Origin of the sequence: Microbacterium sp. AK009, from assembly GCF_013410955.1 — a bacterium.
GTDB lineage: Bacteria > Actinomycetota > Actinomycetes > Actinomycetales > Microbacteriaceae > Microbacterium.
Window position 1 is genome coordinate 99,187 of record NZ_JACCCG010000004.1, and the last position, 23,041, is coordinate 122,227.

Consider the following 23,041-nt stretch of genomic DNA (forward strand, 5'->3'; position numbering starts at 1 on the left):
GCAAAGAAGTCGTTGCAGCCTTGCCCACCTCGCTTAGGGTGGAGGGATGACCGACGCCAACCCGCTGCTCGAACCCTCGTCCCTGCCCTACGGATTGCCCGAGTATCGCCGGATCGCGGCGGCCGACTACCTCCCGGCGTTCCGCGCCGCATTCGCGGCGCACCGCGACGAGGTCGCCCGGATCGCGGCGGATCCCGCGGACGCGGACTTCCAGAACACCCTCGTCGCGCTGGAGGAATCGGGTCATCTCCTCGGTGACGTCGCGCGCACGTTCTACACCGTGTCGTCTGCCGACGCGACCGAGGACATCCAGGCCGTGGAAGAGGAGCTCGCACCCCTCATGGCGGCGCACCAGGACGCCATCCAGCTCGACCCTGCCCTCTACGCGCGGGTGAGCCACGTGTACGACGGACGAGGGAGCAGCGATCTTTCGCCCGAGGACCTGTATCTCGTCGAACGGCGCTTCCGCGAGATGACCCACGCCGGCGCGGCGCTGGAAGATGATGCGAAGAAGCGACTGACGCAGCTCAACCAGCGGCTGTCGACCCTTACGACGACGTTCGAGAAGAATCTCCTGGCCGACACGAACGACCTCGCCGTCGTGTTCGACGACGAGTCGGAGCTCGACGGACTCACCGAAGGCGAACTCTCCGCCGCCGCCCGGGCCGCCGCAGACCGGGGCATGGAGGGGAAGTACGTCGTCACTCTCACGCTGTTCACGGGGCATCCCTACCTCTCGAGCCTCACAGACCGCGAGAGCCGCCGGCGCATCATGGCCGCATCGCAGTCACGCGGCTCCCGCGGTAACGCGAACGACAACACCGAGGTGCTGCGCGAGATCGTGCGCCTGCGCGCCGAGCGTGCGCAACTCCTCGGGTACGAATCCCACGCGGCCTACATCACGGCCGACGAGACCGCCGGCTCCCCCGAGGCTGTACGCGAACTGCTGTTCCGGCTGGCGGGCCCGGCTGCCCGCAATGCGCGGAAGGAGCAGGATGCGCTGCAGCGCATCATCGACGCATCCGGTGAATCGTTCCCGCTCGCCGCGCACGACTGGGCCTTCTATACCGAGCGCGTGCGCGAGGCCGAGTACGACCTCGATCGTGCGGCGCTCCGGCCGTGGTTCGAGGCGGAGCGGGTTCTCAGGGACGGCGTGTTCCAAGCGGCCACCGAGCTCTACGGCGTGACGTTCACCGAGCGACCCGACCTTCCCGCGTACCACCCCGAGGCGAGGGTGTTCGAGGTCCACGATGCCGACGGCACCCCGATCGGGCTCTACATCCTCGATCTGTACACCCGCGACACCAAGCGGGGCGGGGCCTGGATGAACTCCATCGTCGTGCAGTCGCGCCTGCGAGGAACGGCAGCGGTGGTGGTGAACAACCTCAACGTCCCCCAGCCCTCCCCCGGCCGGCCGACGCTTCTCACCCTCGACGAGGTCACCACGCTCTTCCACGAATTCGGCCACGCCCTCCATGGTCTTTTCGCCACCGTGACCTACCCGTCCTTCGGAGGGACCAACGTCTTCCGCGATTTCGTGGAGTTCCCGAGCCAGGTCAACGAGATGTGGATCTACTGGCCGGAGATCCTGAGCGCGTACGCCCGTCATGTCGACACCGATGAGCCGCTGCCCGCAGACGTCGTCGAGAAGCTCCGCGCATCCGAGGCGTTCAACCAGGGCTTCTCCACGAGCGAGTATCTCGCCGCATCCTGGATCGATCAGGCCTGGCATCGTCTGACGGCTGATGAGGCAGCAGCGGACTTCGATGTCGCAGGCTTCGAAGCAGACGCCCTCTCCGACATCGGCCTGGACAATCCCGCCGTCCCGACCCGTTACTCCTCCACCTACTTCGCCCACGTATTCTCAGGCGGCTACAGCGCCGGGTACTACTCCTACATCTGGAGCGAGGTTCTCGATGCCGACACCGTCGAGTGGTTCCGCGAGAACGGCGGACTCACCCGCGGCAACGGCGATCGCTTCCGACAGCGGCTGCTGGGAGTCGGCGGATCGAAGGATCCGCTCGAGGCCTACCGTGACTTCCGAGGCCGGGATGCCGAGATCACACCGCTTCTGCGCCGGCGCGGCCTCGCGGCGTGAGCACCTGACTCAAGAGGTCATGGATACGCGGGGAACGGAACCTCGGGAGCGACCTGCGGAAAGACGCTCCCGAGGATGTCGCGAACAGTCACCGCACCCGACGGGTCAGGCGCTCTTGCGCTTCTCACGCAGGACGAACGTCGGCGCGGCACGCTCCTCGACGGCCGCCCGCGTCACGATGACCTTGTCGACGTCCTCGCTCGACGGGATCTCGAACATGATCGGTCCAAGGACGTCTTCGAGGATGGCACGCAGCCCACGGGCACCGGTCTTCCGCTCCACGGCCAGATCGGCGATCGCCTCGAGGGCCTCGGTGTCGAACTCCAGCGACACTCCGTCCAGCTCGAACATGCGCTGATACTGCTTCACGAGAGCGTTCTTCGGCTCGGTGAGGATCTCCATGAGCGCCGACTGGTCGAGCGGGTTGACCGACGCCACGACCGGAAGCCGACCGATGAACTCGGGAATCAGTCCGAACTTGTGAAGATCCTCGGGGCGTACCTCGCTGAAGAGGTTCAGGTCCTGTCCCTTGCTGTGCAGGGGGGCTCCGAATCCGACGCCGTGCTTGCCGACACGTGAGGAGATGATGTCCTCGAGCCCGGCGAAGGCGCCGGCGACGATGAACAGCACGTTCGTCGTGTCGATCTGGATGAACTCCTGATGCGGGTGCTTCCGGCCGCCCTGCGGCGGCACGGAGGCCACGGTGCCCTCGAGGATCTTCAGCAGCGCCTGCTGCACACCCTCTCCCGAGACATCGCGGGTGATCGAGGGGTTCTCGGCCTTGCGGGCGATCTTGTCGACCTCGTCGATGTAGATGATGCCGGTCTCGGCGCGCTTGGTGTCGAAGTCGGCTGCCTGCAGAAGCTTCAGCAGGATGTTCTCGACGTCTTCGCCGACGTAGCCCGCCTCGGTGAGCGCGGTGGCATCGGCCACCGCGAAGGGCACGTTCAGGCGCTTGGCCAGCGTCTGCGCGAGATACGTCTTCCCGCAGCCGGTCGGGCCGAGCAGCAGGATGTTGCTCTTGGCGATCTCGACCTCGTCGGCGCGCTGTTCGGCCGGCTGCAGGGTGCCCTGGGCGCGCACGCGCTTGTAGTGGTTGTACACCGCGACAGAAAGCGCGCGCTTGGCGTCTTCCTGTCCGACGACGTACTCCTCGAGGAAGGAGAAGATCTCCCGAGGCTTGGGGAGGTCGAACTCGGAGATGACACCGGTGGACGACTCGGCCATCCGCTCTTCGATGATCTCGTTGCACAGCTCGACGCACTCGTCGCAGATGTACACACCGGGGCCGGCGATCAGCTGTTGCACCTGCTTCTGGCTCTTTCCGCAGAAAGAGCACTTGAACAGGTCGGCGCTTTCACCGATTCGTGCCATTGCGGCTCCTCTTCGTCGCCCCGGGGCAGCCTTCCCCGTCGTCACCGTCGAGCCTAACCTCTGCCGGGGACATGCGCGGGGATTGAGTCGCCGTGAACGTGATGACGCCCCCGTCGCCGGAGCGCGGGGGCGTCATCGTCGGTCGTCTCAGCGGGTGAGCGCGGGCGTGCCCGCCGTCCGCTTGCGTGTGGTGAGCACCTGGTCGACCAGTCCGTAGGCCACGGCGTCCTCGGCCGAGAGGATCTTGTCGCGGTCGATGTCCTTGTTCACCTCGTCGATGGACTTGTTCGAGTGGGCTGCGAGGGTCTGCTCGAGCCAGGTGCGCATCCGCATGATCTCCGCAGCCTGGATCTCGATGTCGGAGGCCTGACCGTGGCCGGCCTCCCCCATCGCAGGCTGGTGGATGAGGATCCGGGCGTTGGGAAGCGCCAGGCGCTTGCCCGGTGCACCCGCGGCGAGGAGGACCGCCGCGGCAGACGCCGCCTGGCCCAGCACGACCGTCTGGATCTGCGGCGAGACGTACTGCATCGTGTCGTAGATCGCCGTCATGGCCGTGAACGAGCCGCCGGGCGAATTGATGTACATGACGATGTCGCGGTCGGGGTCCTGGCTCTCGAGCACGAGCAGCTGAGCCATGACGTCGTCGGCCGACGCGTCGTCGACCTGGACGCCGAGGAAGATCACGCGATCCTCGAAGAGCTTGTTGTACGGGTCCTGACGCTTGTAGCCGTACGCCGTGCGCTCTTCGAACTGGGGCAGGACGTAGCGGCTGCCGGGCATCTGAAGGCCCTGCGGCGCCGACGGGGCGCCTCCGAAGGTGGGGGTCTGCATTCCTACTTCTCTCTCTTTCGCCTTCGAGCTCAGCTGTCGGTTGCGGTTCCGCCGCCGCCGATGACGTCGGTGGCCGACTCGCGGATGTGGTCGACGAAGCCGTACTCGAGCGCCTCTTCGGCACCGAACCACCGGTCGCGGTCACCGTCGGCATTGATCTGCTCGACCGTCTTGCCCGTCTGCTTGGCCGTGATCTCGGCGAGGCGCTTCTTCATGTCGAGGATGAGCTGCGCCTGCGTCTGGATGTCGCTCGCGGTGCCACCGAAGCCGCCGTGCGGCTGGTGGAGCAGAACGCGCGCGTTGGGCGTGATGTAGCGCTTGCCCTTTGTGCCCGCCGTGAGGAGCAGCTGTCCCATCGAGGCGGCCATGCCGATGCCGACCGTGACGATGTCGTTCGGCACGAACTGCATGGTGTCGTAGATCGCCATGCCGGCCGTGATCGAGCCGCCGGGCGAGTTGATGTAGAGGTAGATGTCCTTCTCGGAGTCCTCCGCGGCGAGAAGCAGGATCTTGGCGCAGATCTCGTTGGCGTTCTCGTCGCGCACCTCCGACCCCAGCCAGATGATGCGGTCCTTGAGCAGCCTGTCGAAGACGCTCGTCGCGACAAGTGGTTCGGCCATGTGTACTCCTGTTTCCGTGGTCGTGTCCTCGAATCTACCGGCGCGCGAATCGCGCCCCGCCCGTGTTCGCCGTCGGCAGATCGGGCGCGTCGCGCCTGCGCGAACAACGGCGTCATCGAACGAGAGAGGGACGGATGCCGCGGCATCCGTCCCTCTCCTCTGTCGGCGTGTGCGCCTACTCGGCGGCGTCGGCCTTCTTCGCACGGCTCTTGCGAGCGGGCTTCTTGGGAGCTTCAGCCTCTGCCTCCTCGGCGGCGACGACCTCGTCGGCCTCGGCGGCGGCATCGGCGATGTCCTCGGCCTCGTCGACCACCTCGTCCTCAGCGGTCTCCTCGTCCTCGAGCGCGACGAAGCCGGTGAGGTCGACCGTCTTGCCGTTGGTGTCGACGACGGTGACCTTGCCGAGAGCGACCGCGAGGGCCTTGTTGCGGGCCACCTCGCCGACCATGGCCGGGAGCTGGTTGCCCTGCTGCAGGGCGTTGATGAAGTCCTGCGGCGACATGCCGTACTGCGCGGAGGACTGGATGAGGTACTGGGTGAGCTCCTCCTGCGAGACCTGGACCTCGTACTTCTCCACGACGGCGTCCAGGATCATCTGGGTGCGGAACTGCTTCTCGCTGGCCTCGGTGACCTCGGCGCGGTGCACGTCGTCCTCGAGTCGGCCTTCGCCCTCGAGGTGGTTGTGCACCTCGTCCTCGATGAGCTGCTGGGGCACGGGGATCTCGGCGCCGGCGAGCAGGGTCTCGATGAGCTTGTCGCGGGCCGCAGACCCCTGGGTGAACACCGACTGCTCGCCCGCACGCTCGCGAAGGCTGTCGCGCAGCTCGGCGATCGTGTCGAACTCCGACGCCATCTGAGCGAAGTCGTCGTCGGCCTCGGGGAGCTCGCGCTCCTTGACCGCCTTGACGGTGACGGCGACCTCTGCCTCTTGGCCGGCGTTGTCGCCGCCGATCAGCGTGGAGCGGAAGGTCGTCTCCTCGCCCGCGGTCAGGGAGTCCACGGCCTCGTCGATGCCTTCGAGCAGCTCGCCCGACCCGACCTCGTACGACACGCCCTCTGCCCGGTCGACCTCGTTGCCGTCGATCGTGGCGACGAGGTCGAGCTCGACGAAGTCACCGGTGGCGGCCGGCCGGTCCACGGTGACGAGGGTGCCGAAGCGGGAGCGCAGCTTGTCGAGCTCGGCGTCCACCGCAGCCTCGTCGACCTCGATGGCGTCGACCTCGATGGTCGTCCCCTCGAAGGCGGGCAGGTCGAACTCGGGTCGGACGTCGACCTCGACGTCGACCAGCAGGTCGCCGCTGAAGTCCTTGGCGTCGGGCCACTCCACCACGTCGGCGCTCGGGCGACCCATGACGCGGATCTCGCTGCTGGTGACGGCCTCACGATAGAACGCGTCGAGCCCTTCGCTGACGGCGTGCTCGAGCACCGCGGTGCGACCGACGCGCTGGTCGATGATCGGTGCGGGCACCTTGCCCTTGCGGAAACCCGGGATCTGCACGTCCTGGGCGATGTGCTCGTAGGCGTGGGTGATGCTGGGCTTCAGCTCTTCCGGGCTGACCGCGATGCGGAGCTTCACGCGAGTCGGGCTCAGCTTCTCGACGGTGGTGGTGACCATGCCTTGTGTCTCTCCTCGTCTGCCACCGCACGCGGACGCGTGGGCGTAGGTCTTCGTGATGGGGGGCCGATGGTCGGGGCGACAGGATTTGAACCTGCGGCCTCCCGCTCCCAAAGCGGGCGCTCTACCAAGCTGAGCTACGCCCCGGGCGGGTGCGCACGCAGGCGTGCGCCGATCGGGCCTGTTGCAGTCTAGCCGACACTCCCGGAAGCCTCATCGTCGGGCGGCGCCTCACGCGTCCCCTAGACTGGATGAGCCGCGGATCGCTCCGCCGCGGGGATGTAGCTCAATGGTAGAGCCTCAGTCTTCCAAACTGATGGTGCGGGTTCGATTCCCGTCATCCCCTCCACTTCCCTCCGGGGCCACCTCATCCGATCGGTTCGGCGTCCTCGTGTACGGCCAGGTGCCGAAGGTAGATCGCCGCGTTCTGACGGATGCTGTCGCGCTCCTCCCCGGTCAGCGGCCGGCGCACGGTGGCGGGCACGCCCGCCACGAGCGATCCGGGCGGCACCACGGTGCCCGGGAGCACGACGGCTCCGGCGGCGACGAGGCATCCCTCGCCGATCTGCGCGCCCGAGAGCACCACGCTTCCCATTCCGATGAGGGAGCCGTCGCCGATCGAGCATCCGTGGACGACCGCGTTGTGACCGACCGACACATGCGCGCCGACGACGACCGGGTGGTCGGCGTCGACGTGAACCGAGACGTTGTCCTGCAGATTGCTGCCCGCGCCGATGGTGATGCCGGCGCTGTCGCCGCGCAGCAGTGCGTTGTACCAGACGCTCGCGCCCTCCCCCAGTGTCACGTCGCCGACCACCCGTGCGCCCGCGGCGACGAAGGCCGAATCATGCAGCGACGGATGACGGTCGCCGAGGGAGAGGACGGATGCTGCGGGGTCGATGCTCATGCCAGGGAGCCTAGACGTCCTCCGGCACGGGGGTCAGCGAGAAGCGAGCGCGTCGCGGATGGCCGCTTCGTACCAGGGTTCGAGGGTGTCGGCGAAGGTGACCGTCAGGTGGTCCTGATCGCGGTAGACGTTCGCTCCGCCCACCACGGGCCTGCACACCTCGTCGTCGCAGAAGACATCGGTGAAATCCAGCAGGGTGACTCCGGCCATCCCCTCGGCCGCCTCGCGCAGCGGATCGTCCGCGACGAGGACATCGGCGCGCGCACCGTCGCACTCGGCGGCGTCACGCGTGCGCAGGCACTTGTTCGGATCGGTCTCCCACACCGGGTTATCCACCACTGTCACAACCGGTGTGCCGCGGTCAATCATGGCGCTCCACGCCTCGCGGTAGCCCGCGACGGCGGCCTCGCGCGATGAGTCGAAGCCGTCCGACGCGTAGGGGGTCGTGGCGAGGGCGGAGGTGAAGACGACATCGACATCGCGATCGGCGAGCGCCGAGGTCACGCCCTCGCGCCAGTCGGTGCACGCCGCGCCGAAGGCGCCCGGCGTCGACAGCGGCGTGGTGTTCCAGGGGCACGCCCCCTTGAAGAACGTCGTCAGATGCCAGCCGTTGCGCTGGGCCATCCGCTCGAATGTGGGCAGGAGCTGGAAGGCGTGGCTGTCGCCGATGAGCGCCACGCGGGGGGCGTCGTCGGCATCGGACCCGAACTCGCACGACACCGGGCGGGAATCGTTCAGCTGCACGAAGCACTGATCATCGGATGGTCGGTCGGCCCCCGCGAACCCCGGCGCGGGCAGGATCGTGTCGGGCGCCGCGGCGTCGTCGCAGGCCGGATCCAGGACAGCTGCAGCTCCGAAGCACTCCGGCGGATCCTCCCGGAGCTCCGCGAGCGCCCGCACGCCGGCGTTGTAGGCGGGGGCGTTCACCGCCCATGCCGCACCCGCGGTGCTCGCCACCAGAAGCATCGCCACGAGCGACGCCCACAGGGTCACCCGCGGCGGACGGGAGGTCAGCACCTTCCAGCTGCGGAAGGGATCCTCGACGAAGGTCTTCGTCAGCCACGCCAGCACGAAGCACAGGGCGAGCAGGGCGACGCGGTGGTAGATCGTCAGTCCCCAGAACGGCACCGACGGCGCGATGATGATGAGCGGCCAGTGCCAGAGGTAGAGGGAGTAGGAGATCCCGCCGATGAACTGCGCGGGACGCACGGACAGCACGCGAGTCGGGTACCACCCGCGGTCGGTGTTCGACGCGGCGATGATCAGGCCCGCGCCGAGCGTCGGCACGAGTGCGGCGTACCCGGGGAAGGGGGTCTGCCCGTCGTAGGCGAAGGTCGCCCAGACGAGCGCGGCGATCCCCGCCCAGCCCGCGACGAAGCTCGCCCCCGCAGAGCGCAGGCGGAGCAGCGGCACGAGCGCGATGAGGGCGCCGACGCCGAACTGCCACATGCGGCCGAAGGTCACGAAGTAGGCTGGCGCCGGGTCGGTGATGGTGTAGATGACGCAGAAGACAAAGGATGCCGCGGAGACGACCGCCAGCACGGCGATGACGCTGCGGCGCACGGCGCCGCGCGCCCATTTCACCGCGGCCCACGCGGCCAGAAGCATCAGCAGCGGCCAGATGACGTAGAACTGCTCCTCGAGGGAGAGCGACCAGTAGTGCTGGACGGTGGTGGGGTCACCGCCGTTGTTGAGGTAGTCCGCGGACGTGATCGCGAGGTACCAGTTCTCGACGTAGAAGGTCGATGCGAGGATCTCGCGCACCTCGTTCGGCAGCGCCGAGGTCGGGGTCAGGTACGGCGTCATCGCGACCAGCGCGCAGAAGAGCAGCACGAGAAGGGATGCGGGCAGCAACCGCCGTGCTCGCCTCGCCCAGAACTGGCCGAGGCGCACGGTGCCGGTCGCGGTCAGCTCCCTCATGAGGTGCGAGGTGATGAGGAAGCCCGAGATGACGAAGAAGATGTCCACGCCGATGTAGCCGCCGGGGAACCGCCCGGGCCAGAAGTGGTAGAGCACCACGCACAGCACGGCGATGGCGCGGAGCCCCTGCACGTGCGGGAGGAACCGAGCGGGCTCGGCGTGCTCGGGTGAGCGCTGTGCCTGACGGCTGCGTCGCCGGTCGGCGTCGCCGGGCAGGCGCGGCTCGAGCGCGGGATCAGCGGAGGGCACGGTATGACGGTAACCCCTGGCGGCGGCGCCCCTGCTCAGCGACCTGCCAGTGAGACGGGTTAGCGGAGCCTACTCTTGCTTGCGGAATAGGGGGCGCGCACTAGCGTTGGATTCACTGGACCGCCGTGTGGCGGTTCGAAGGGAGCCGACAGAATGACCGACATTCAGACCACCCCCGCCACCGCCGCCGATCCCACGGTCGCCGCCGGCTCGGCGCAGTTCCTCGCCCCGGTCGTGCGGGGACTGCAGGCTCTGGCCGTGAACGGCAAGCAGGCGCATTGGAATGTGCGTGGCGCGAACTTCATCGCCATCCACGAACTCCTCGATCAGATCGTCGACCACGCTCGGGAGGCAGCAGATGACGCCGCCGAGCGGATCGTCGCGCTCGGGCTTCCGATCGACGCTCGCACCTCGACCATCGCCGAGAAGGTCGCCCCCACCGCTGTTCCCGCCGGCTTCACTCCGTGGCAGGACATCGTCCGCGACATGATCGCGGACATGGACGCCGTGATCGTCGACGTCAAGGCCGCGATCGAGGGACTCGACGAGGTCGACCTCACCAGCCAGGATGTGGCCCTGGCCATCATGCAGACGCTCGAGAAGGACCGCTGGTTCCTCTTCGCCCACCTCGCCGAGTGATCCCGCTCGCGTGATGCCCGAGGGCCCCGCATCCTCTTCGGAGGATCCGGGGCCCTCGTCGTCGCGAGCGGCGTTTCCGCCTCGGATGTCAGACCAGGTGCGTGAGCCGACCCGCGAGAAGAGTCGCTGCCACCGTCATCCCGCGCAGCTCGCTCTCCGTCGCGCTGAGCGGGTCGCTGTCGCACAGCACGAGATCGGCCGGGGCGCCGGGGCGGATCGCCGCCGGATCGGTCGAACCACCCCGCGTGGTTGCCGAAAGCGCGGTCTGCGCATCCAAGGCCTGCTCGGGGCGCCACGCGGGCCGACCGCCTCGAGTGCGGTACACCGCCGCAGCCAGGGCCGCCCAGGGGTCTAACGGCGAGACCGGGGCGTCCGAACCGAACAGGAGCGTGGCGCCGACATCGGCGAGAGCGCGGAGCGGATAGGGAGTGGCGGTCTGCGCGGCCCAGATCTCATCGGTGAGATCCCGATCATCGACGGCGTGCTCGGGCTGCACGCTCGCGCCGACGCCGAGCCGTGCGAACCGCGGGATGTCCGATGCGCTGACGAGCTGTGCGTGCTCGATGGTGCCGGTCGCTCCGCTCAGCGCAAAAGCATCCAGCGCGTGGGAGTTGGCGACATCCCCGATCGCATGGATCGCACACGACAGACCCGCCGCCGTCGCCCGGGTCATCATCTCGACCAGAGCGCCCGGTGGGACGGTGAGCATTCCGCGATCGTCGGGAGACCCGGCGTACGGGTGGGAGCACGCGGCGGTACGCGTCCCGAGCGAACCGTCGGTGATGACCTTGAGCGGTCCGACGCGGACGAGATCGGACCCTCCGCGGACAGGATCGCCCGTGCGAAGGCCCGCGGCGATCGCGCGATCGAGGTGCTCGGGATAGATGCCGAACGACACCCGCAGGGTGTCGAATCCGCCCGCCACGCGGCGGGCCCACGCCTCCTCGTTCCAGGCCATGTCGAGATCCACGAGGCCCACGACACCGCGGGCGGCGGCGCGGCGGGCTGCCGCCTCGACGAGGACATCGGCGTGGTGGGCCGGCACGTCGTTCAGTCGTCGTGACACCTCGAACGCGGCCGCCTCGCGCAGGATGCCGCTGTCATCCGTCGTCATCGACTCGCGGCCCAGCGCGGCGGAATTGAGCCACACGCTGTGAACATCGGCATTGATCAGGTAGGTCGGAACGTCTCCGGTGTGCTGGTCGAGCAGGCCCAGGCTCGGTGAGTCCGACCACAGCGCATCGCGGAACCCCACTGCAATCCGACGGCCGTCGGGGAGCAGCGGCGACGCGGCCACGCGGCGCGCGGCCTCCGCCGCGGTGGCCGCGTCGACCACGGACACCCGCTCCGCCGCGAGGGCCCACTGGGTGAGGTGCACATGGTGATCCCAGAGCCCGGGGATGAGGATGCGCCCTTCGGCCTCGAGCACCGGCCCCGCCGAACGGATGATGCCGGTCGGCGCGATGTCGACGATGGCGCCGTCCTCGAGGAAGACGTCCACGCGGTCATCCACATCGGCGACCGGCACGAGCTCGCGGCCGGGACCTCGGACCCGGGCACCGCGGATCACAGCGACCGACTCGCCGACGTTCACGCGGTGCTCCCGGCTTCCATCCGTGCCCGAAGCGCCCGCTCCATCTCCGCGGCCAACGCGGTGTTGTGATGCGGGCCGTCGTCGGCGAGGCCGTCGATCACGGCGCGGACGACCTCCACCGGCTTGTTCTGGCTGAGCTTGCGCTTTGCCATTACGCGGGTCGGCGTCAGGCGGAACCCGACGGTTCCGCGCTCCAGTCGTTCGACGAAGGCGGCGTCGTTGGGTCGCTCCCACAGGAGGCGGGGGTCGGGCATCCCGGCCTCGAAGCGCGCGACCAGTCGATCGAGGACGCGGAGGTTCTGTTCGGGCTCGAGGATCTCGGGCACTCCGGCGAGATGGACGGCGGTGAAGTTCCAGGTCGGGACGGAGGGCACATCGCCGTACCACCCGGGCGAGACATATCCGTGTGGACCCTGGATCACGACGAGCAGTTCCCGTGTGCCCAGGCCGTGGATGAGATCGTCCGGCTTGCCCACGTGGCCGACGATGGAGAGGTCGTCGCGGTCGTCGTCGAGGAGGAGGACGTAGTGCGAGGCGACCAGCCCCTCGTCGGTGTGACTGACGAGGGTCGCCCACGGATTGAGATCGACGAGGCGACGCAGCTCCGCGACATCCGTCATCGCGAAGCTCGGATTCTGACGCATGCCTCCAGCCTAGGAGCCGCTCACGCCTGGCAGGACGGGCACCAGTAGAGCTTGCGTCCGGCCGCTTCCTCCATCACGACGGACGTGCCGCAGACGCGACAGGGCAGACCTGCGCGGCCGTAGACCCAGTGCCGGTGCTCGCGGCGGGCCATCGCACTGCGTCGCTCCTTCGCCGTCAGCCCGTCGCGCGTCATCATCTGGCCCGTCTCGACGCCGATGAGCAGGAGCCTCGACCAATCGCGCCAGATCTCGCGCACGGTCTCCTCGGGGACGTCCCGGCCCGGAGTGTGGGGGTTGAGCCTCGCGCGGAACAGAAGCTCCGCGCGATAGACGTTGCCGATGCCGCTGACGACGCTCTGATCCATGAGGAGGAGTCCGATGGGCGTGACGGTGCGCCGCACCCGCGCGAGGAAGCGCTCCTCCCCTTCGCGCGCGTCGTCGACGAGCGGGTCGGGTCCGAGCTTGGCCAGAGACTGCTCCACCTCATCGGGCGTCTGGATCACGCACGCGGTCGGTCCCCGCAGATCGGCGCAGGTGAGGTCGGTGAGCAAGCGCAACCGCACCTGGCCGCGCACCGGCGGCGGCCACTCGGCCGGGTCCACATCACCCGGAAGGCCCGTGGTCTGCTCCGACATCCGCACCCGGCCACGCGCGCGGCGGGGCGCGCCGATCGAGGTCAGCGAGTTCTCGCCCGCGGAATCGAGGATCGCCTCTTCGGCCGTACCCCGCTGATTGGTCTGCCCCATCCGACCGTTCGACGCGGCGATGGTCGGGTCGGAGATGATCTCACCGGCGAAGTCCCAGGCGCCGTAGAGACCGAGGTGCACGCGCAGCCAGAGGTCGCCGTCGAAGGCGACGAACATCTGCTTCCCGACGGCCCGGGCTTCGATCGCTTCGCGCCCGTCGATGAGCGCGGCGCCTTCGGCGAAGCGACCCTGGGGACTTGATGCCGACACCGTCCGCCCGACGAAGTTCTGCGCGATCTGCCGGGCGATGCGGTGGACGGAATGGCCCTCGGGCACCGGTGTCAGCCGGCCTCGGGATCGAACGAGCTGGTGTCGTCTGCCAGGACATCGGGCTGCACGTCGTCCGCCGACGCCGGACCGGTCGCGCGGGGATCGGGGGCGAGGCTCCCGTCCCTCTCGAACGCCGCGATCTGCGCGATGCGGCGCTCATGCCGCTCCTCGCGGGAGAACGGCGTCGCGATGAAGCGGTCGATGAACGCCGCCGCCTCGTCGAACGTGTGCTGCCGGGCACCGATCGCGATCACGTTGGCGTCGTTGTGCTCGCGCGCCAGCTCCGCCGTGGCGATACTCCACACCAGAGCCGCACGGATGCCATCCACTTTGTTCGCGGCGATCTGCTCGCCGTTGCCCGACCCTCCGAACACCACCCCCAGCGCCTCGAGTCCCGCCGTCTGGTCGCGCACGACCCCCTGGGCCGCCCGGATGCAGAAGGCCGGATAGTCGTCGAGCGCGTCGTACTCGACCGGACCGTGGTCGATGACCTGATGCCCCTGCGCGGCGAGGTGGTGCTGCAGCTGCGTGGAGAACTCGAGACCGGCGTGGTCGGTGGCGATGTGGATGCGCATGGCCTTCATCCTAGGGAGACGGAACGGAGCAGGACGGACGGAGCGTCGCCGCTCCCGGGGCGCCCGGAGCTCAGGGGGCGATGCCCGACGCCGCCGGCTTGAAGCCCGCCCGCACGTTCTCGCAGCACCCCGGCCGACACACGTCGAACCAGGGCCCGAGGTCGGTCCGGTGCGGGCGGTCCGCCGCGCGCGTGCCCTTCAGTCGCTCCTCGATGAGGTCGACGAGCCCGCGCACGTAGGCGGGATCGATCCCCGGCGTCTGCGTGCGCACCGCGCGCAGACCCGCCTCCTCGGCTGCTTCCATCGCCTCGGTGTCGAGATCCCACATGACCTCCATGTGGTCGCTGACGAACCCGAGCGGCACGATCACCACCGCCTGGGCCCCCGCTTCGGGGAGCCTCTCGATGACGTCGACGACATCCGGCTCCAGCCAGGGCTGAGTCGGCGGGCCCGACCGGGACTGGTAGACCAGCTGCCAGGGGACCTCGGCTGCCGCGGGGATCTCGGCGGCGATGTCGGCCATCACGACCTCGGCGACCGCGAGATGCTGCGCCTCGTAGGCGCCCCCCGGACCGAAGTCGCGGTCTCGGGGACCCGATCGCTCGGCATCGGCGGTGGGGATGCTGTGGGTGGAGAAGAGCACCTGGATGCGCGACGGCTCGATTCCGTCCTGGAGCAGCTCCGAGATCGCGCCGTGTACCCCGTCGACGAACGGCCGGACGAATCCGGGGTGGTCGAAGAACTGACGCACCTTGTCGATGGTCACGGTGTCACCCAGGCCCGTCTCGGTCAGCGCCCGGGCGAAATCCTCGCGGTACTGCCGACAGCTCGAAAAGGAGCTGTACGCGCTGGTGGCGAGCCCCAAGAGGGTGGTGTGGCCGGCGTCGGCCGCGTGGCGGACGGCCTCGTCGAGGTACGGCGCCCAATTCCGGTTTCCCCAGTACACGGGCAGATCGATCCCGCGGGAGGCCAGCTCCGTCTCGAGGGCGGCCTTCAGCGCGCGATTCTGCGCATTGATGGGGCTCACGCCTCCGAAGTGGCGGTAGTGATGGGCGACCTCCTCGAGACGCTCGTCGGGGATTCCCCGACCGCGCGTGACGTTGCGGAGGAAGGGGATGACGTCGTCCTGACCCTCGGGGCCGCCGAAGCCGGCGAGGAGCACGGCGTCGTAGGCCACGGGGGTCTCGACGTGCGGCGCTCCCGAAGCGGCGGCCGGGGAGGCGAACAGAACCGTGGGGGTGTCGGAGCTGGTGTCCTGGGGCGCGAGATCGGTCACCCTGCCATCCTCGCACCGCGCGAAAGCACTGGCGCCGGGCGTAGGCTGGTGCAGTTGTCAGCGGTGCCGGTGCCACAGGGCCGCGCCGTTTCGTCTACCCCCACAACCCCGGGAGAACAGCCGTGCCAGGAGAGAACCTCACCCGCCTCGAGGCGCAGGAGCGTCGTTCCGCCGTCGACACCGACTCCTACGAGGTCGACCTCGACCTCACGCGGGGTGACGAGATCTTCGGTTCCCGGACGGTCGTCCGCTTCCGCGGGCAGCCGGGAGCGTCGACCTTCATGGACCTGATCGCGCGCGAGGTTCGCGAGATCACCCTCAACGGTCGCTCAATCGACCCGGCCGAGGCGTTCGCCGACTCGCGGATCGCACTGGATGCCCTCGCCGAGGACAACGAGCTGGTCATCGACGCCGACTGCGTCTACACCAACACCGGTGAGGGGCTGCACCGCTTCGTCGATCCCGTCGACGGCGAGGTCTACCTCTACTCCCAGTTCGAGGTTCCCGACTCCCGGCGCATGTTCGCCGTCTTCGAGCAGCCCGATCTGAAGGCGACCTTCCGCTTCACCGTGACAGCTCCCGAGACCTGGGAGGTCGTCTCCAACTCCCCCACGCCCGAGCCGGCCCGTCACGGCGACGGGACCGCGACCTGGGACTTCGAGCCGACGCCCCGCATCTCGTCGTACATCACCGCCCTCATCGCCGGGCCCTACGAGAAGACCTTCTCTGAGCTGACCAGTGCGTCGGGTCGGGTCATTCCGCTCGGCGTCTACGCGCGGAAGAGCCTGTGGAACCACCTCGACGCCGACTACGTCTTCGACAAGACGCGTCAGGGATTCGCCTACTTCGAGGAGAAGTTCGACTACCCCTACCCCTTCGCCAAGTACGACCAGCTGTTCGTTCCGGAGTTCAACGCCGGCGCCATGGAGAACGCCGGAGCGGTGACCTTCACCGAGACCTATGTCTTTCGCAGCAAGGTGACCGACGCCGTCCGGGAGCGCCGCGTGGTCACGATCCTCCACGAGCTCGCCCACATGTGGTTCGGCGACCTCGTCACGATGAAGTGGTGGAACGACCTCTGGTTGAACGAATCCTTCGCCGAGTGGGCCTCCACCATCGCCACCGCGGAGGCGACCGAGTGGACCGAGGCCTGGACGACGTTCAACGCCATGGAGAAGACCTGGGCCTACCGGCAGGACCAGCTCCCCTCCACCCACCCGGTCGTCGCCGAGATCACCGACCTCGAAGACGTCCAGGTCAACTTCGACGGCATCACCTACGCCAAGGGTGGCTCGGTTCTCAAGCAGCTGGCCGCCTGGGTCGGGATCGAGGCGTTCTTCGCCGGGGTTGCGGCTTACTTCAAGAAGCACGAGTGGTCCAACACCGAGCTGTCGGATCTGCTGACCGAACTCGAGGAGACCAGCGGTCGCGAGCTGACCACCTGGTCGAAGAAGTGGCTCGAGACCGCCGGAGTGAACACCCTCTCCCCGGTGATCGACGAATCCCCCGACGGCACGATCCGGCGGTTCGCGATCATCCAGACGGCGCCGGCGGACTACCCCACGATCCGTCCGCATCGGCTGGGCGTGGGCTTCTACACCCTGCGGGGCGACGCGCTGGTGCGCACCCACGCGGTGGAGCTGGATGTCGACGGCGACCGCACGGAGGTCCCGGAGCTGGCGGGGCTGGTCCGCCCCGACCTGGTGCTGCTCAACGACGGAGACCTCGCCTACGCGAAGATCCGGCTGGACGAGCGTTCCCTTCAGACCGCCATCGACCACCTCGCGGGAATCGCCGACCCCCTGGCGCGTTCGCTGGTGTGGGGCGCCGCCTGGGATCAGACCCGGGACGCCGAGGCGTCGGCCACTGCGTACGTCGATCTCGTGCTGCGCAACATCTCCTCCGAGACCGAGTCGACGACGGTGCGCACGACGCTCGCCCAGCTGCTGCTCGCGGCGAACTCGTACGTCGCGCCGGAAAAGCGCGACGACACGCGTCGCCGGGTGGCCGGACATCTCTGGGCGCTGGCGCAGAACGCCGCTCCGGGCAGCGACAGCCAGCTGCAGTTCGTCACCGCGTTCGCTGCGGCAGCCTGCACCGAAGAGCAGTGGGCGGCGGTCAAGAGCCTCCGCGACGGCGATGTTGTCCTCGACGGTCTGCAGATCGACACCGACCTGTCCTGGCAGCTGCTGGTCTCCCTCGCCGCCGGCGGGGTCGCCTCGATCGGCGACATCGAGACCGCCCTGGCCGCGGACAACACCGCCAAGGGCGGCGAGTTCGCCGCCCAGGCCCGTGCTGCCCTGCCCTTCCCCGAGGCCAAGCGCGCCGCGTGGGCGTCACTGGTCGACCGCGACGACCTTCCGAACACCGTCGTGCGATCCGCTTCCCTGGGGTTCGTCAACCCCGCCGGCCGGGATCTCCTCACCGATTACGTCCAGCCGTACTTCGACATGCTGCTGCCGGTCTGGGAGTCGCGCACCTACAAGATCGCGGAATACCTGATCGCGGGCCTCTACCCCGCGCCGCTGGCGGACTCCGCCCTGCGCGATGCCACCCGCGCGTGGCTCGCCGACCACGCGGACGCCCCGGCCGCCCTTCGCCGGCTCGTGCAGGAGAACCTCGCCGGCGTCGAGCGGGCACTGGCTGTTCAGGAGCGTGACGCGCAGTAGGCGGCATCCCTCACGCGCGCGGCCCTCAGGAGATCCTGGGGGCCGCGTCGTTAGGATCTGGGTCGATGACTGTCACCTCGCTCACTGCGTCCGCGGCGCCCTCCGAGGAGCCCCCCGCCGAGCCCGCCGCCCTTCCCGCGCCCTGGGACTCGATCCTTCCCGTCCTCCAGGAGGTCGGGTGGCGAGCACTGCAGGTCGCGATCATCGTCGTGGCGGCACTCCTCATCGCCGTCGTCCTGCGGGCAGTGATCCGCAGGGTCGTCGATCGCATCGTCTCGGGCGCGAAGAACCGCGCCCGCGTCGACGACACGCAGGCGCTGGAGCGCTCGCCCGTCGCGCAGGTGCGCGTCGTTCAGCGGACCCGCACCCTCGGCTCGATCCTCCAGAACATCGTCGGCGTGACGATCATCGTCGTGGCACTTCTGCTGATCGTCTCGGTGATCAACCCGAACATCCTCGGGTCGCTCACCCTCCTCACCGCGGCCATCGGGGCGGGCCTCGGGTTCGGGGCCCAGAACATCGTCAAAGACGTCCTCAACGGCATCTTCATCGTCGCCGAGGACCAGGTGGGAATCGGCGACGTCGTCGACCTGGGGCTCGCCACCGGCATCGTGGAGTACGTCAGCGTGCGGGTCACCCATGTGCGCGACGTCAACGGCACCCTCTGGTACGTCCGCAACGGCGAGATCACCCGGATCGGCAACCTGTCGCAGGGATGGTCACGGGTCATCGTCGATGTCGGTGTCCCCGCCGACTCCGACATCGACGAGGTCGAGCACGCTCTGCAGGATGCGGCGGCGGGCCTGGCGAAGGATCCGAAGTGGCGCTCCCGGATCGTCGAGCGTCCGGAAGTCTGGGGGTTGGAGGCCGTCACCGGCGAGACGCTGGTGCTGCGGGTGGTCATCCGCACGCGCGCGCACGCGAAGGACGATGTCGCCAAGGAGCTGCGAGTCCGCGTGAAGCGGGCCACCGACGACCTGGGGCTCGGCGCCACCATCTCCTCGGTGCGTCTGGAGGGTCACGACGGCGCCCACCGCGTGCGCGGCGCGAACCCGCCCCAGACCAAGCCCACGCCCGTGCCAATCGCCACGGAGCGACCGGTCTGGCGCCCGAAGCTGCGTCCCAAACGCTTCCGGGAGACCCCGCCGTCGCCGGGGGCTGCTCCGCCCTCCGGGACGACGACGTCGCCGGATGCGGAGGCGTAGATTGGTGGACGGCGCCGCGGAGGCGACGCCCGCGGAAGGAGCGCCCAGTCGGTGAGTGACGTCGAGACATCGCCACGGTCGTTCTACGACGAGGTGGGCGGTCATGCCACCTTCGTCCGACTCGTAGACGTCTTCTATCGTGAGGTGGCCGCCGACGAGGTTCTGCGTCCGATGTACCCCGAGGAGGACCTCGGGCCGGCCAAGGAGCGCCTGACACTGTTCCTCGAGCAGTACTGGGGCGGCCCGACGACCTACAGCCTGCAGCGCGGTCACCCGCGCTTGAGGATGAGGCACTCCCCCTTCCACGTCAACCCGGATGCACGGGACCGGTGGCTGCGCCACATGCGGACCGCTGTCGATGAGCTTGGACTGCCGCCCCTCCACGAGGAGACCCTTTGGGACTACCTCCATCGGGCGGCATTCGCGATGGTGAACACCTTCGAACCCACCCGGAGCTCATGATGGTGTCGACCGCGACGGCGCAGGCCGACGTCCTCGTGATCGGGTGGGGTCTGGCGGGTCTGGTCGCCACCGCCGAAGCGGTCAGCGCGGGAAAGCGCGTGATCCTTCTGGACCAGGAGCCGCGCACCAATCTCGGCGGTCAGGCCTGGTGGTCCTTCGGCGGCCTCTTCCTGGTCGACACCCCCGAGCAGCGACGCATGGGAGTGCGGGACTCTCCGGCCCTCGCCGAGCAGGACTGGTGGGGAACCGCCGGCTTCGACAGACCCGAAGACCTGTGGCCGAGGCGCTGGGCACAGGCCTACCTCGATTTCGCCGCGGGCGAGAAGCGGGCGTGGTTGCGCGGCAAGGGCATGTCGTTCTTCCCGGTGGTCGGCTGGGCGGAACGCGGCGGCTACGGCGCGACCGGCCCCGGCAACTCGGTCCCTCGATTCCACATCACCTGGGGGACGGGCCCCGGCGTCGTGGCGCCGTTCCTCCGTGAGGTCGAGCGCGCGGAGTCGGAGGGACGCGTGACGATCCTCCCCCGCCACCGGGTCACGGGGCTCATCGAGGCCGATGGAGCCATCGGCGGGGCGGAGGGCCTGATTCTCGCGCCCTCCGGCGCGGCTCGCGGGCGCCCGAGTTCTCGCGAGGTGGTGGGCGACTTCCAGATCGCGGCCGGAGCCACGATCGTTGCTTCGGGAGGGATCGGGGGCAATCACGATCTCGTCCGCCGGGCGTGGCCCGACCGACTGGGCACGGCGCCGGAACGGATGCTCGCAGGCGTCCCCGCGTATGTCGACGGGTCGATGATGCAGACGGCCGCCGCCGCGGGTGCGAGAGTGATCAACGGCGATCGGATGTGGCACTACGTCGAGGGGCTCCACAACGTCGATCCGGTCTGGCCGGGCCACGGGATCCGCATCCTGCCCGGGCCCTCGTCGCTGTGGCTGGACGCCCGGGGAACTCGTCTTCCCGTGCCGCTCTACCCCGGATTCGACACCCTGGGAACCCTCGCACACCTGCGTCGAACAGGATTCGACCACTCCTGGTTCGTGCTGTCATCCCGCATCGTGGAGAAGGAGTTCACCCTGTCGGGAAGCGAGCAGAATCCGGATCTGACCGGCAAGGACCTGCCGCTTCTCATCCGTTCGCGGCTGGGCAAGGGTGCCGCCGGGCCGGTGCAGGCGTTCCTCGATCGCGGCGAGGACTTCGTGGTGCGCGACACCCTCGACGATCTGATCGCCGGCATGCAGGCACTCCCCGGCGGTGACGTCCTCGACGACGCGCAGGTGCGGCGCGAGGTGGAAGCACGTGATCGCGAGGTCGAGAACTCCTTCACCAAAGATGCACAGATCGCCCTGCTGCGATCGGCACGCGCGTTCCGCGGCGACCGGCTGATCCGCACCGCCGCGCCGCACCGACTTCTCGACCCCAAGGCCGGACCTCTGATCGCGGCGCGTCTCGGTATCGTCACGCGGAAGACCCTCGGCGGGATCGAGACGGATCTGGACGGTCGGGCCCTCGGCGCCACAGGCTCCGCCGTGCCGGGACTGTTCGCCGCAGGCGAGGCGAGCGGGTTCGGTGGGGGCGGGGTTCACGGATACCGGGCGCTGGAGGGCACGTTCCTCGGCGGATGCCTCTTCAGCGGCCGCGCGGCAGGACGGGGCGCCGCGGCAGCAGTGTGAGCGGGGCGACGGGCGTGGGGCTGTTCAGCCGGCGGTGCGGCCGGTCGCCCGCACCGCGGTGAGTCCTTCGCGGGGAGGCCGGCGCACGAGCACGTGCCCGCGTCGAAGACTCAGCCGCGTCCACGCCGGTGCCGCGAACAGGCGTACCGACTCTTCGCCGCCGATGAAGCCCAGCCCGAACGCAGCGAACGCGACGCCGAGAGGCAGATCGCCGAGTTCTTCCGCCGGGGCCCCCCAGACCTCCGATCTGATCACGCGCACCACGTCTTCGCCCGCGTCGGCCGGGAGCCTGTTCGCGATCGCTGCCATCCCCCACTGTGCGCGGGATGCGAGTTCGGATGCCGCGATGTCCTGCCCGGGGATCCACCCACCCTGGGGCGGTGAGATTCCCGCCCACGCGGGGGCCAGTGCCGTCGCCGGCAGAGTGAGGGCCTTGGCGTCAGCGGCGTCCGCTGCGAGTGCGGTCGCGTCCACGACGAAGTCGCACTCGAGTTCTGGATCCGCGCGGATCGCACGCATCCCGAGAATCGTGGGAGTGCTGTCGAAGAGTCCTCGCGGCGCCAGCACGGCGGCCCACATCGTCAGGGTTCCCGCCGACGAGCGCAGGCGCACCGCGCCGTCGCCGAGCCGGGCGGCTCGGCCGGAGAAGGTGAGGGCATCCGCGACGGCGTCGCGATCGGCGAGAAGGAGGCGCTCGGACATCCGACCTAAACTATCAACGAACGGGCGCCGCGCCCGGACAGGAGGACACGGCGCGTGACCGACCCCGCCCACCCGGCGCACTCGGACCCGGGACACCCCGGATCCGACGCCGACCCCGTCGCATCCATGCTCGCCGTCCTCGACCTGCAGGGCTCCTCCGCGCGCACCACGGAGGACATCTTCACCGGGGTGTCGCAGCGCATGCCGCTGGGCCGCGTCTACGGCGGTCAGGTGCTGGCGCAGTCGCTGGTCGCGGCCGAACGCACCATCCCCGAAGGTCGCACGGTCCACTCCATGCACGGCTACTTCCTCCGTCCCGGCGACGCGAGTCTGGGCATCACCTTCTCGGTGGACCGCATCCACGACGGCCGCTCCTTCTCCACCCGACGCACACAGGCCTTCCAGTCGGGAGTGCCGATCTTCTCCGCCATCGCCTCCTTCCAGGACGACGACCCCGGGCTCGAGCACCAGGCAGCCCTTCCCTCCGCCCTTCCCGCACCGGAGGATCTCCCCGACATCGAGGAGCAGCTGACGGGGCTCCACCCGATGTCCAAGCGGCTGTTCACCGATCGCCCCGTGGATGTGCGCCACGTGCCGTCACCGATCTACCTGCGGGTGGAAGGCGAGAGGGCGCCGCGGCAGGCGGTGTGGATGCGGACGCGGCGTCCGTTGCCTGAGGAGCCGGCGCTGCACCGCGCGGTCCTCGCCTACCTCAGCGATCTGACCATTCAGGAGTCGATCCTGCGAGCACACGGGGTGGCCTGGGCGACACCGGGGCTGAAGGTCGCGAGCCTGGATCACGCGATGTGGTGGCATCGGCCGGCGCGTGTGGATGAGTGGCTGGTGTATGTCCAAGAGTCGCCGAGCGCTCGTGGCGGACGGGGTCTCGCGCGCGGCAGCATCTTCTCCCGCGACGGGGTTCTCGTCGCGAGCGTTGCTCAGGAGGTCATGGTCCGGGTACCGCCCACCGACGGATGA

General features: G+C 69.0%; 19 protein-coding genes and 2 tRNA genes. 8 read left to right on the forward strand and 13 right to left on the reverse strand.

The features are described 5' to 3' along the window. Positions 1-46 precede the first annotated feature (46 nt). A complete protein-coding gene (locus tag HDC37_RS09535; protein WP_179560182.1) occupies positions 47-2,098 on the forward strand; it encodes a M3 family metallopeptidase in 2,052 nt (683 codons plus the stop codon). A gap of 105 nt (positions 2,099-2,203) precedes the next feature. Here HDC37_RS09535 and clpX read toward each other — a convergent pair whose 3' ends face one another. The 5 genes from clpX to HDC37_RS09560 form a co-directional block, all read right to left on the reverse strand. Further along, entirely contained in the window at positions 2,204-3,472 is a 1,269-nt protein-coding gene (clpX, locus tag HDC37_RS09540) for an ATP-dependent Clp protease ATP-binding subunit ClpX (RefSeq protein ID WP_179560183.1), read from the reverse strand. A 147-nt stretch (positions 3,473-3,619) separates the two neighbouring features. After that, on the reverse strand, positions 3,620-4,303 hold the full coding sequence (locus tag HDC37_RS09545) for an ATP-dependent Clp protease proteolytic subunit (RefSeq protein WP_179560184.1): 684 nt from the start codon (positions 4,301-4,303) through the stop codon (positions 3,620-3,622). Positions 4,304-4,332: 29 nt separating this feature from the next. Beyond that, the gene (locus HDC37_RS09550) at positions 4,333-4,923 is read right to left on the reverse strand and encodes an ATP-dependent Clp protease proteolytic subunit (protein WP_124293359.1); all 591 of its coding nucleotides are present in this window, start codon (positions 4,921-4,923) and stop codon (positions 4,333-4,335) included. Between the two features lie 175 nt (positions 4,924-5,098). Continuing rightward, positions 5,099-6,538, reverse strand: coding sequence for a trigger factor (gene tig / locus HDC37_RS09555; protein ID WP_179560185.1), 1,440 nt, complete (start codon positions 6,536-6,538; stop codon positions 5,099-5,101). A 70-nt stretch (positions 6,539-6,608) separates the two neighbouring features. After that, positions 6,609-6,685: transfer RNA gene (locus HDC37_RS09560), tRNA-Pro, on the reverse strand. A gap of 128 nt (positions 6,686-6,813) precedes the next feature. Between HDC37_RS09560 and HDC37_RS09565 the strand changes: the two genes are divergently transcribed. Further along, positions 6,814-6,887: transfer RNA gene (locus tag HDC37_RS09565), tRNA-Gly, on the forward strand. An 18-nt stretch (positions 6,888-6,905) separates the two neighbouring features. On the opposite strand, the gene HDC37_RS09570 is transcribed toward HDC37_RS09565, so the two are convergent. Both HDC37_RS09570 and HDC37_RS09575 read right to left on the reverse strand, forming a co-directional pair. Continuing rightward, complete coding sequence (locus tag HDC37_RS09570) at positions 6,906-7,445, reverse strand: gamma carbonic anhydrase family protein (RefSeq protein WP_179560186.1); 540 nt, start codon at positions 7,443-7,445, stop codon at positions 6,906-6,908. 33 nt (positions 7,446-7,478) lie between these two features. Continuing rightward, the gene (locus tag HDC37_RS09575) at positions 7,479-9,614 is read right to left on the reverse strand and encodes an acyltransferase family protein (protein ID WP_179560187.1); all 2,136 of its coding nucleotides are present in this window, start codon (positions 9,612-9,614) and stop codon (positions 7,479-7,481) included. Between the two features lie 153 nt (positions 9,615-9,767). Here HDC37_RS09575 and HDC37_RS09580 point away from each other — a divergent pair, with 153 nt between their 5' ends. After that, on the forward strand, positions 9,768-10,253 hold the full coding sequence (locus tag HDC37_RS09580; RefSeq protein ID WP_179560188.1) for a Dps family protein: 486 nt from the start codon (positions 9,768-9,770) through the stop codon (positions 10,251-10,253). An 88-nt stretch (positions 10,254-10,341) separates the two neighbouring features. On the opposite strand, the gene HDC37_RS09585 is transcribed toward HDC37_RS09580, so the two are convergent. From HDC37_RS09585 to HDC37_RS09605, 5 genes are all read right to left on the reverse strand, one after another. Further along, positions 10,342-11,847: an amidohydrolase family protein gene (locus HDC37_RS09585; protein ID WP_179560189.1), complete on the reverse strand. Its 1,506-nt coding sequence runs from the start codon at positions 11,845-11,847 to the stop codon at positions 10,342-10,344. Then, positions 11,844-12,491 (reverse strand): FMN-binding negative transcriptional regulator, encoded by a 648-nt coding sequence (locus HDC37_RS09590; RefSeq protein WP_179560190.1) that lies wholly within the window; start codon positions 12,489-12,491, stop codon positions 11,844-11,846. The genes HDC37_RS09585 and HDC37_RS09590 overlap by 4 nt, the downstream gene beginning before the upstream one ends. Positions 12,492-12,511: 20 nt before the next feature. Further along, positions 12,512-13,513 (reverse strand): Fpg/Nei family DNA glycosylase, encoded by a 1,002-nt coding sequence (locus tag HDC37_RS09595; RefSeq protein ID WP_179560191.1) that lies wholly within the window; start codon positions 13,511-13,513, stop codon positions 12,512-12,514. A 5-nt stretch (positions 13,514-13,518) separates the two neighbouring features. Continuing rightward, the gene (locus tag HDC37_RS09600; RefSeq protein WP_179560192.1) at positions 13,519-14,082 is read right to left on the reverse strand and encodes a ribose-5-phosphate isomerase; all 564 of its coding nucleotides are present in this window, start codon (positions 14,080-14,082) and stop codon (positions 13,519-13,521) included. Between the two features lie 70 nt (positions 14,083-14,152). Beyond that, positions 14,153-15,358 carry a ferrochelatase gene (locus HDC37_RS09605; RefSeq protein ID WP_179560193.1) on the reverse strand — a complete coding sequence of 402 codons (1,206 nt, stop codon included), beginning with the start codon at positions 15,356-15,358 and terminating at the stop codon, positions 14,153-14,155. 122 nt (positions 15,359-15,480) lie between these two features. On the opposite strand from HDC37_RS09605, the gene pepN reads away from it, so the two are divergent. The 4 genes from pepN (at position 15,481) to HDC37_RS09625 (ending at position 21,361) form a co-directional block, all read left to right on the forward strand. After that, positions 15,481-18,027 (forward strand): aminopeptidase N, encoded by a 2,547-nt coding sequence (pepN, locus tag HDC37_RS09610; protein ID WP_179560194.1) that lies wholly within the window; start codon positions 15,481-15,483, stop codon positions 18,025-18,027. 65 nt (positions 18,028-18,092) lie between these two features. Next, positions 18,093-19,232 (forward strand): mechanosensitive ion channel family protein, encoded by a 1,140-nt coding sequence (locus HDC37_RS09615; RefSeq protein WP_179560195.1) that lies wholly within the window; start codon positions 18,093-18,095, stop codon positions 19,230-19,232. Positions 19,233-19,283: 51 nt separating this feature from the next. Beyond that, positions 19,284-19,694, forward strand: coding sequence for a globin (locus tag HDC37_RS09620; protein WP_179560196.1), 411 nt, complete (start codon positions 19,284-19,286; stop codon positions 19,692-19,694). Beyond that, entirely contained in the window at positions 19,694-21,361 is a 1,668-nt protein-coding gene (locus HDC37_RS09625; protein WP_218869615.1) for an FAD-binding dehydrogenase, read from the forward strand. The genes HDC37_RS09620 and HDC37_RS09625 overlap by 1 nt, the downstream gene beginning before the upstream one ends. Positions 21,362-21,385: 24 nt before the next feature. Here the strand turns inward: HDC37_RS09625 and HDC37_RS09630 are convergent, their stop codons facing one another. After that, positions 21,386-22,063, reverse strand: a complete 678-nt coding sequence (locus HDC37_RS09630) for a hypothetical protein (protein ID WP_179560198.1) — start codon at positions 22,061-22,063, stop codon at positions 21,386-21,388. Between the two features lie 126 nt (positions 22,064-22,189). Between HDC37_RS09630 and HDC37_RS09635 the strand changes: the two genes are divergently transcribed. Then, positions 22,190-23,041, forward strand: a complete 852-nt coding sequence (locus tag HDC37_RS09635; protein ID WP_179560511.1) for an acyl-CoA thioesterase II — start codon at positions 22,190-22,192, stop codon at positions 23,039-23,041.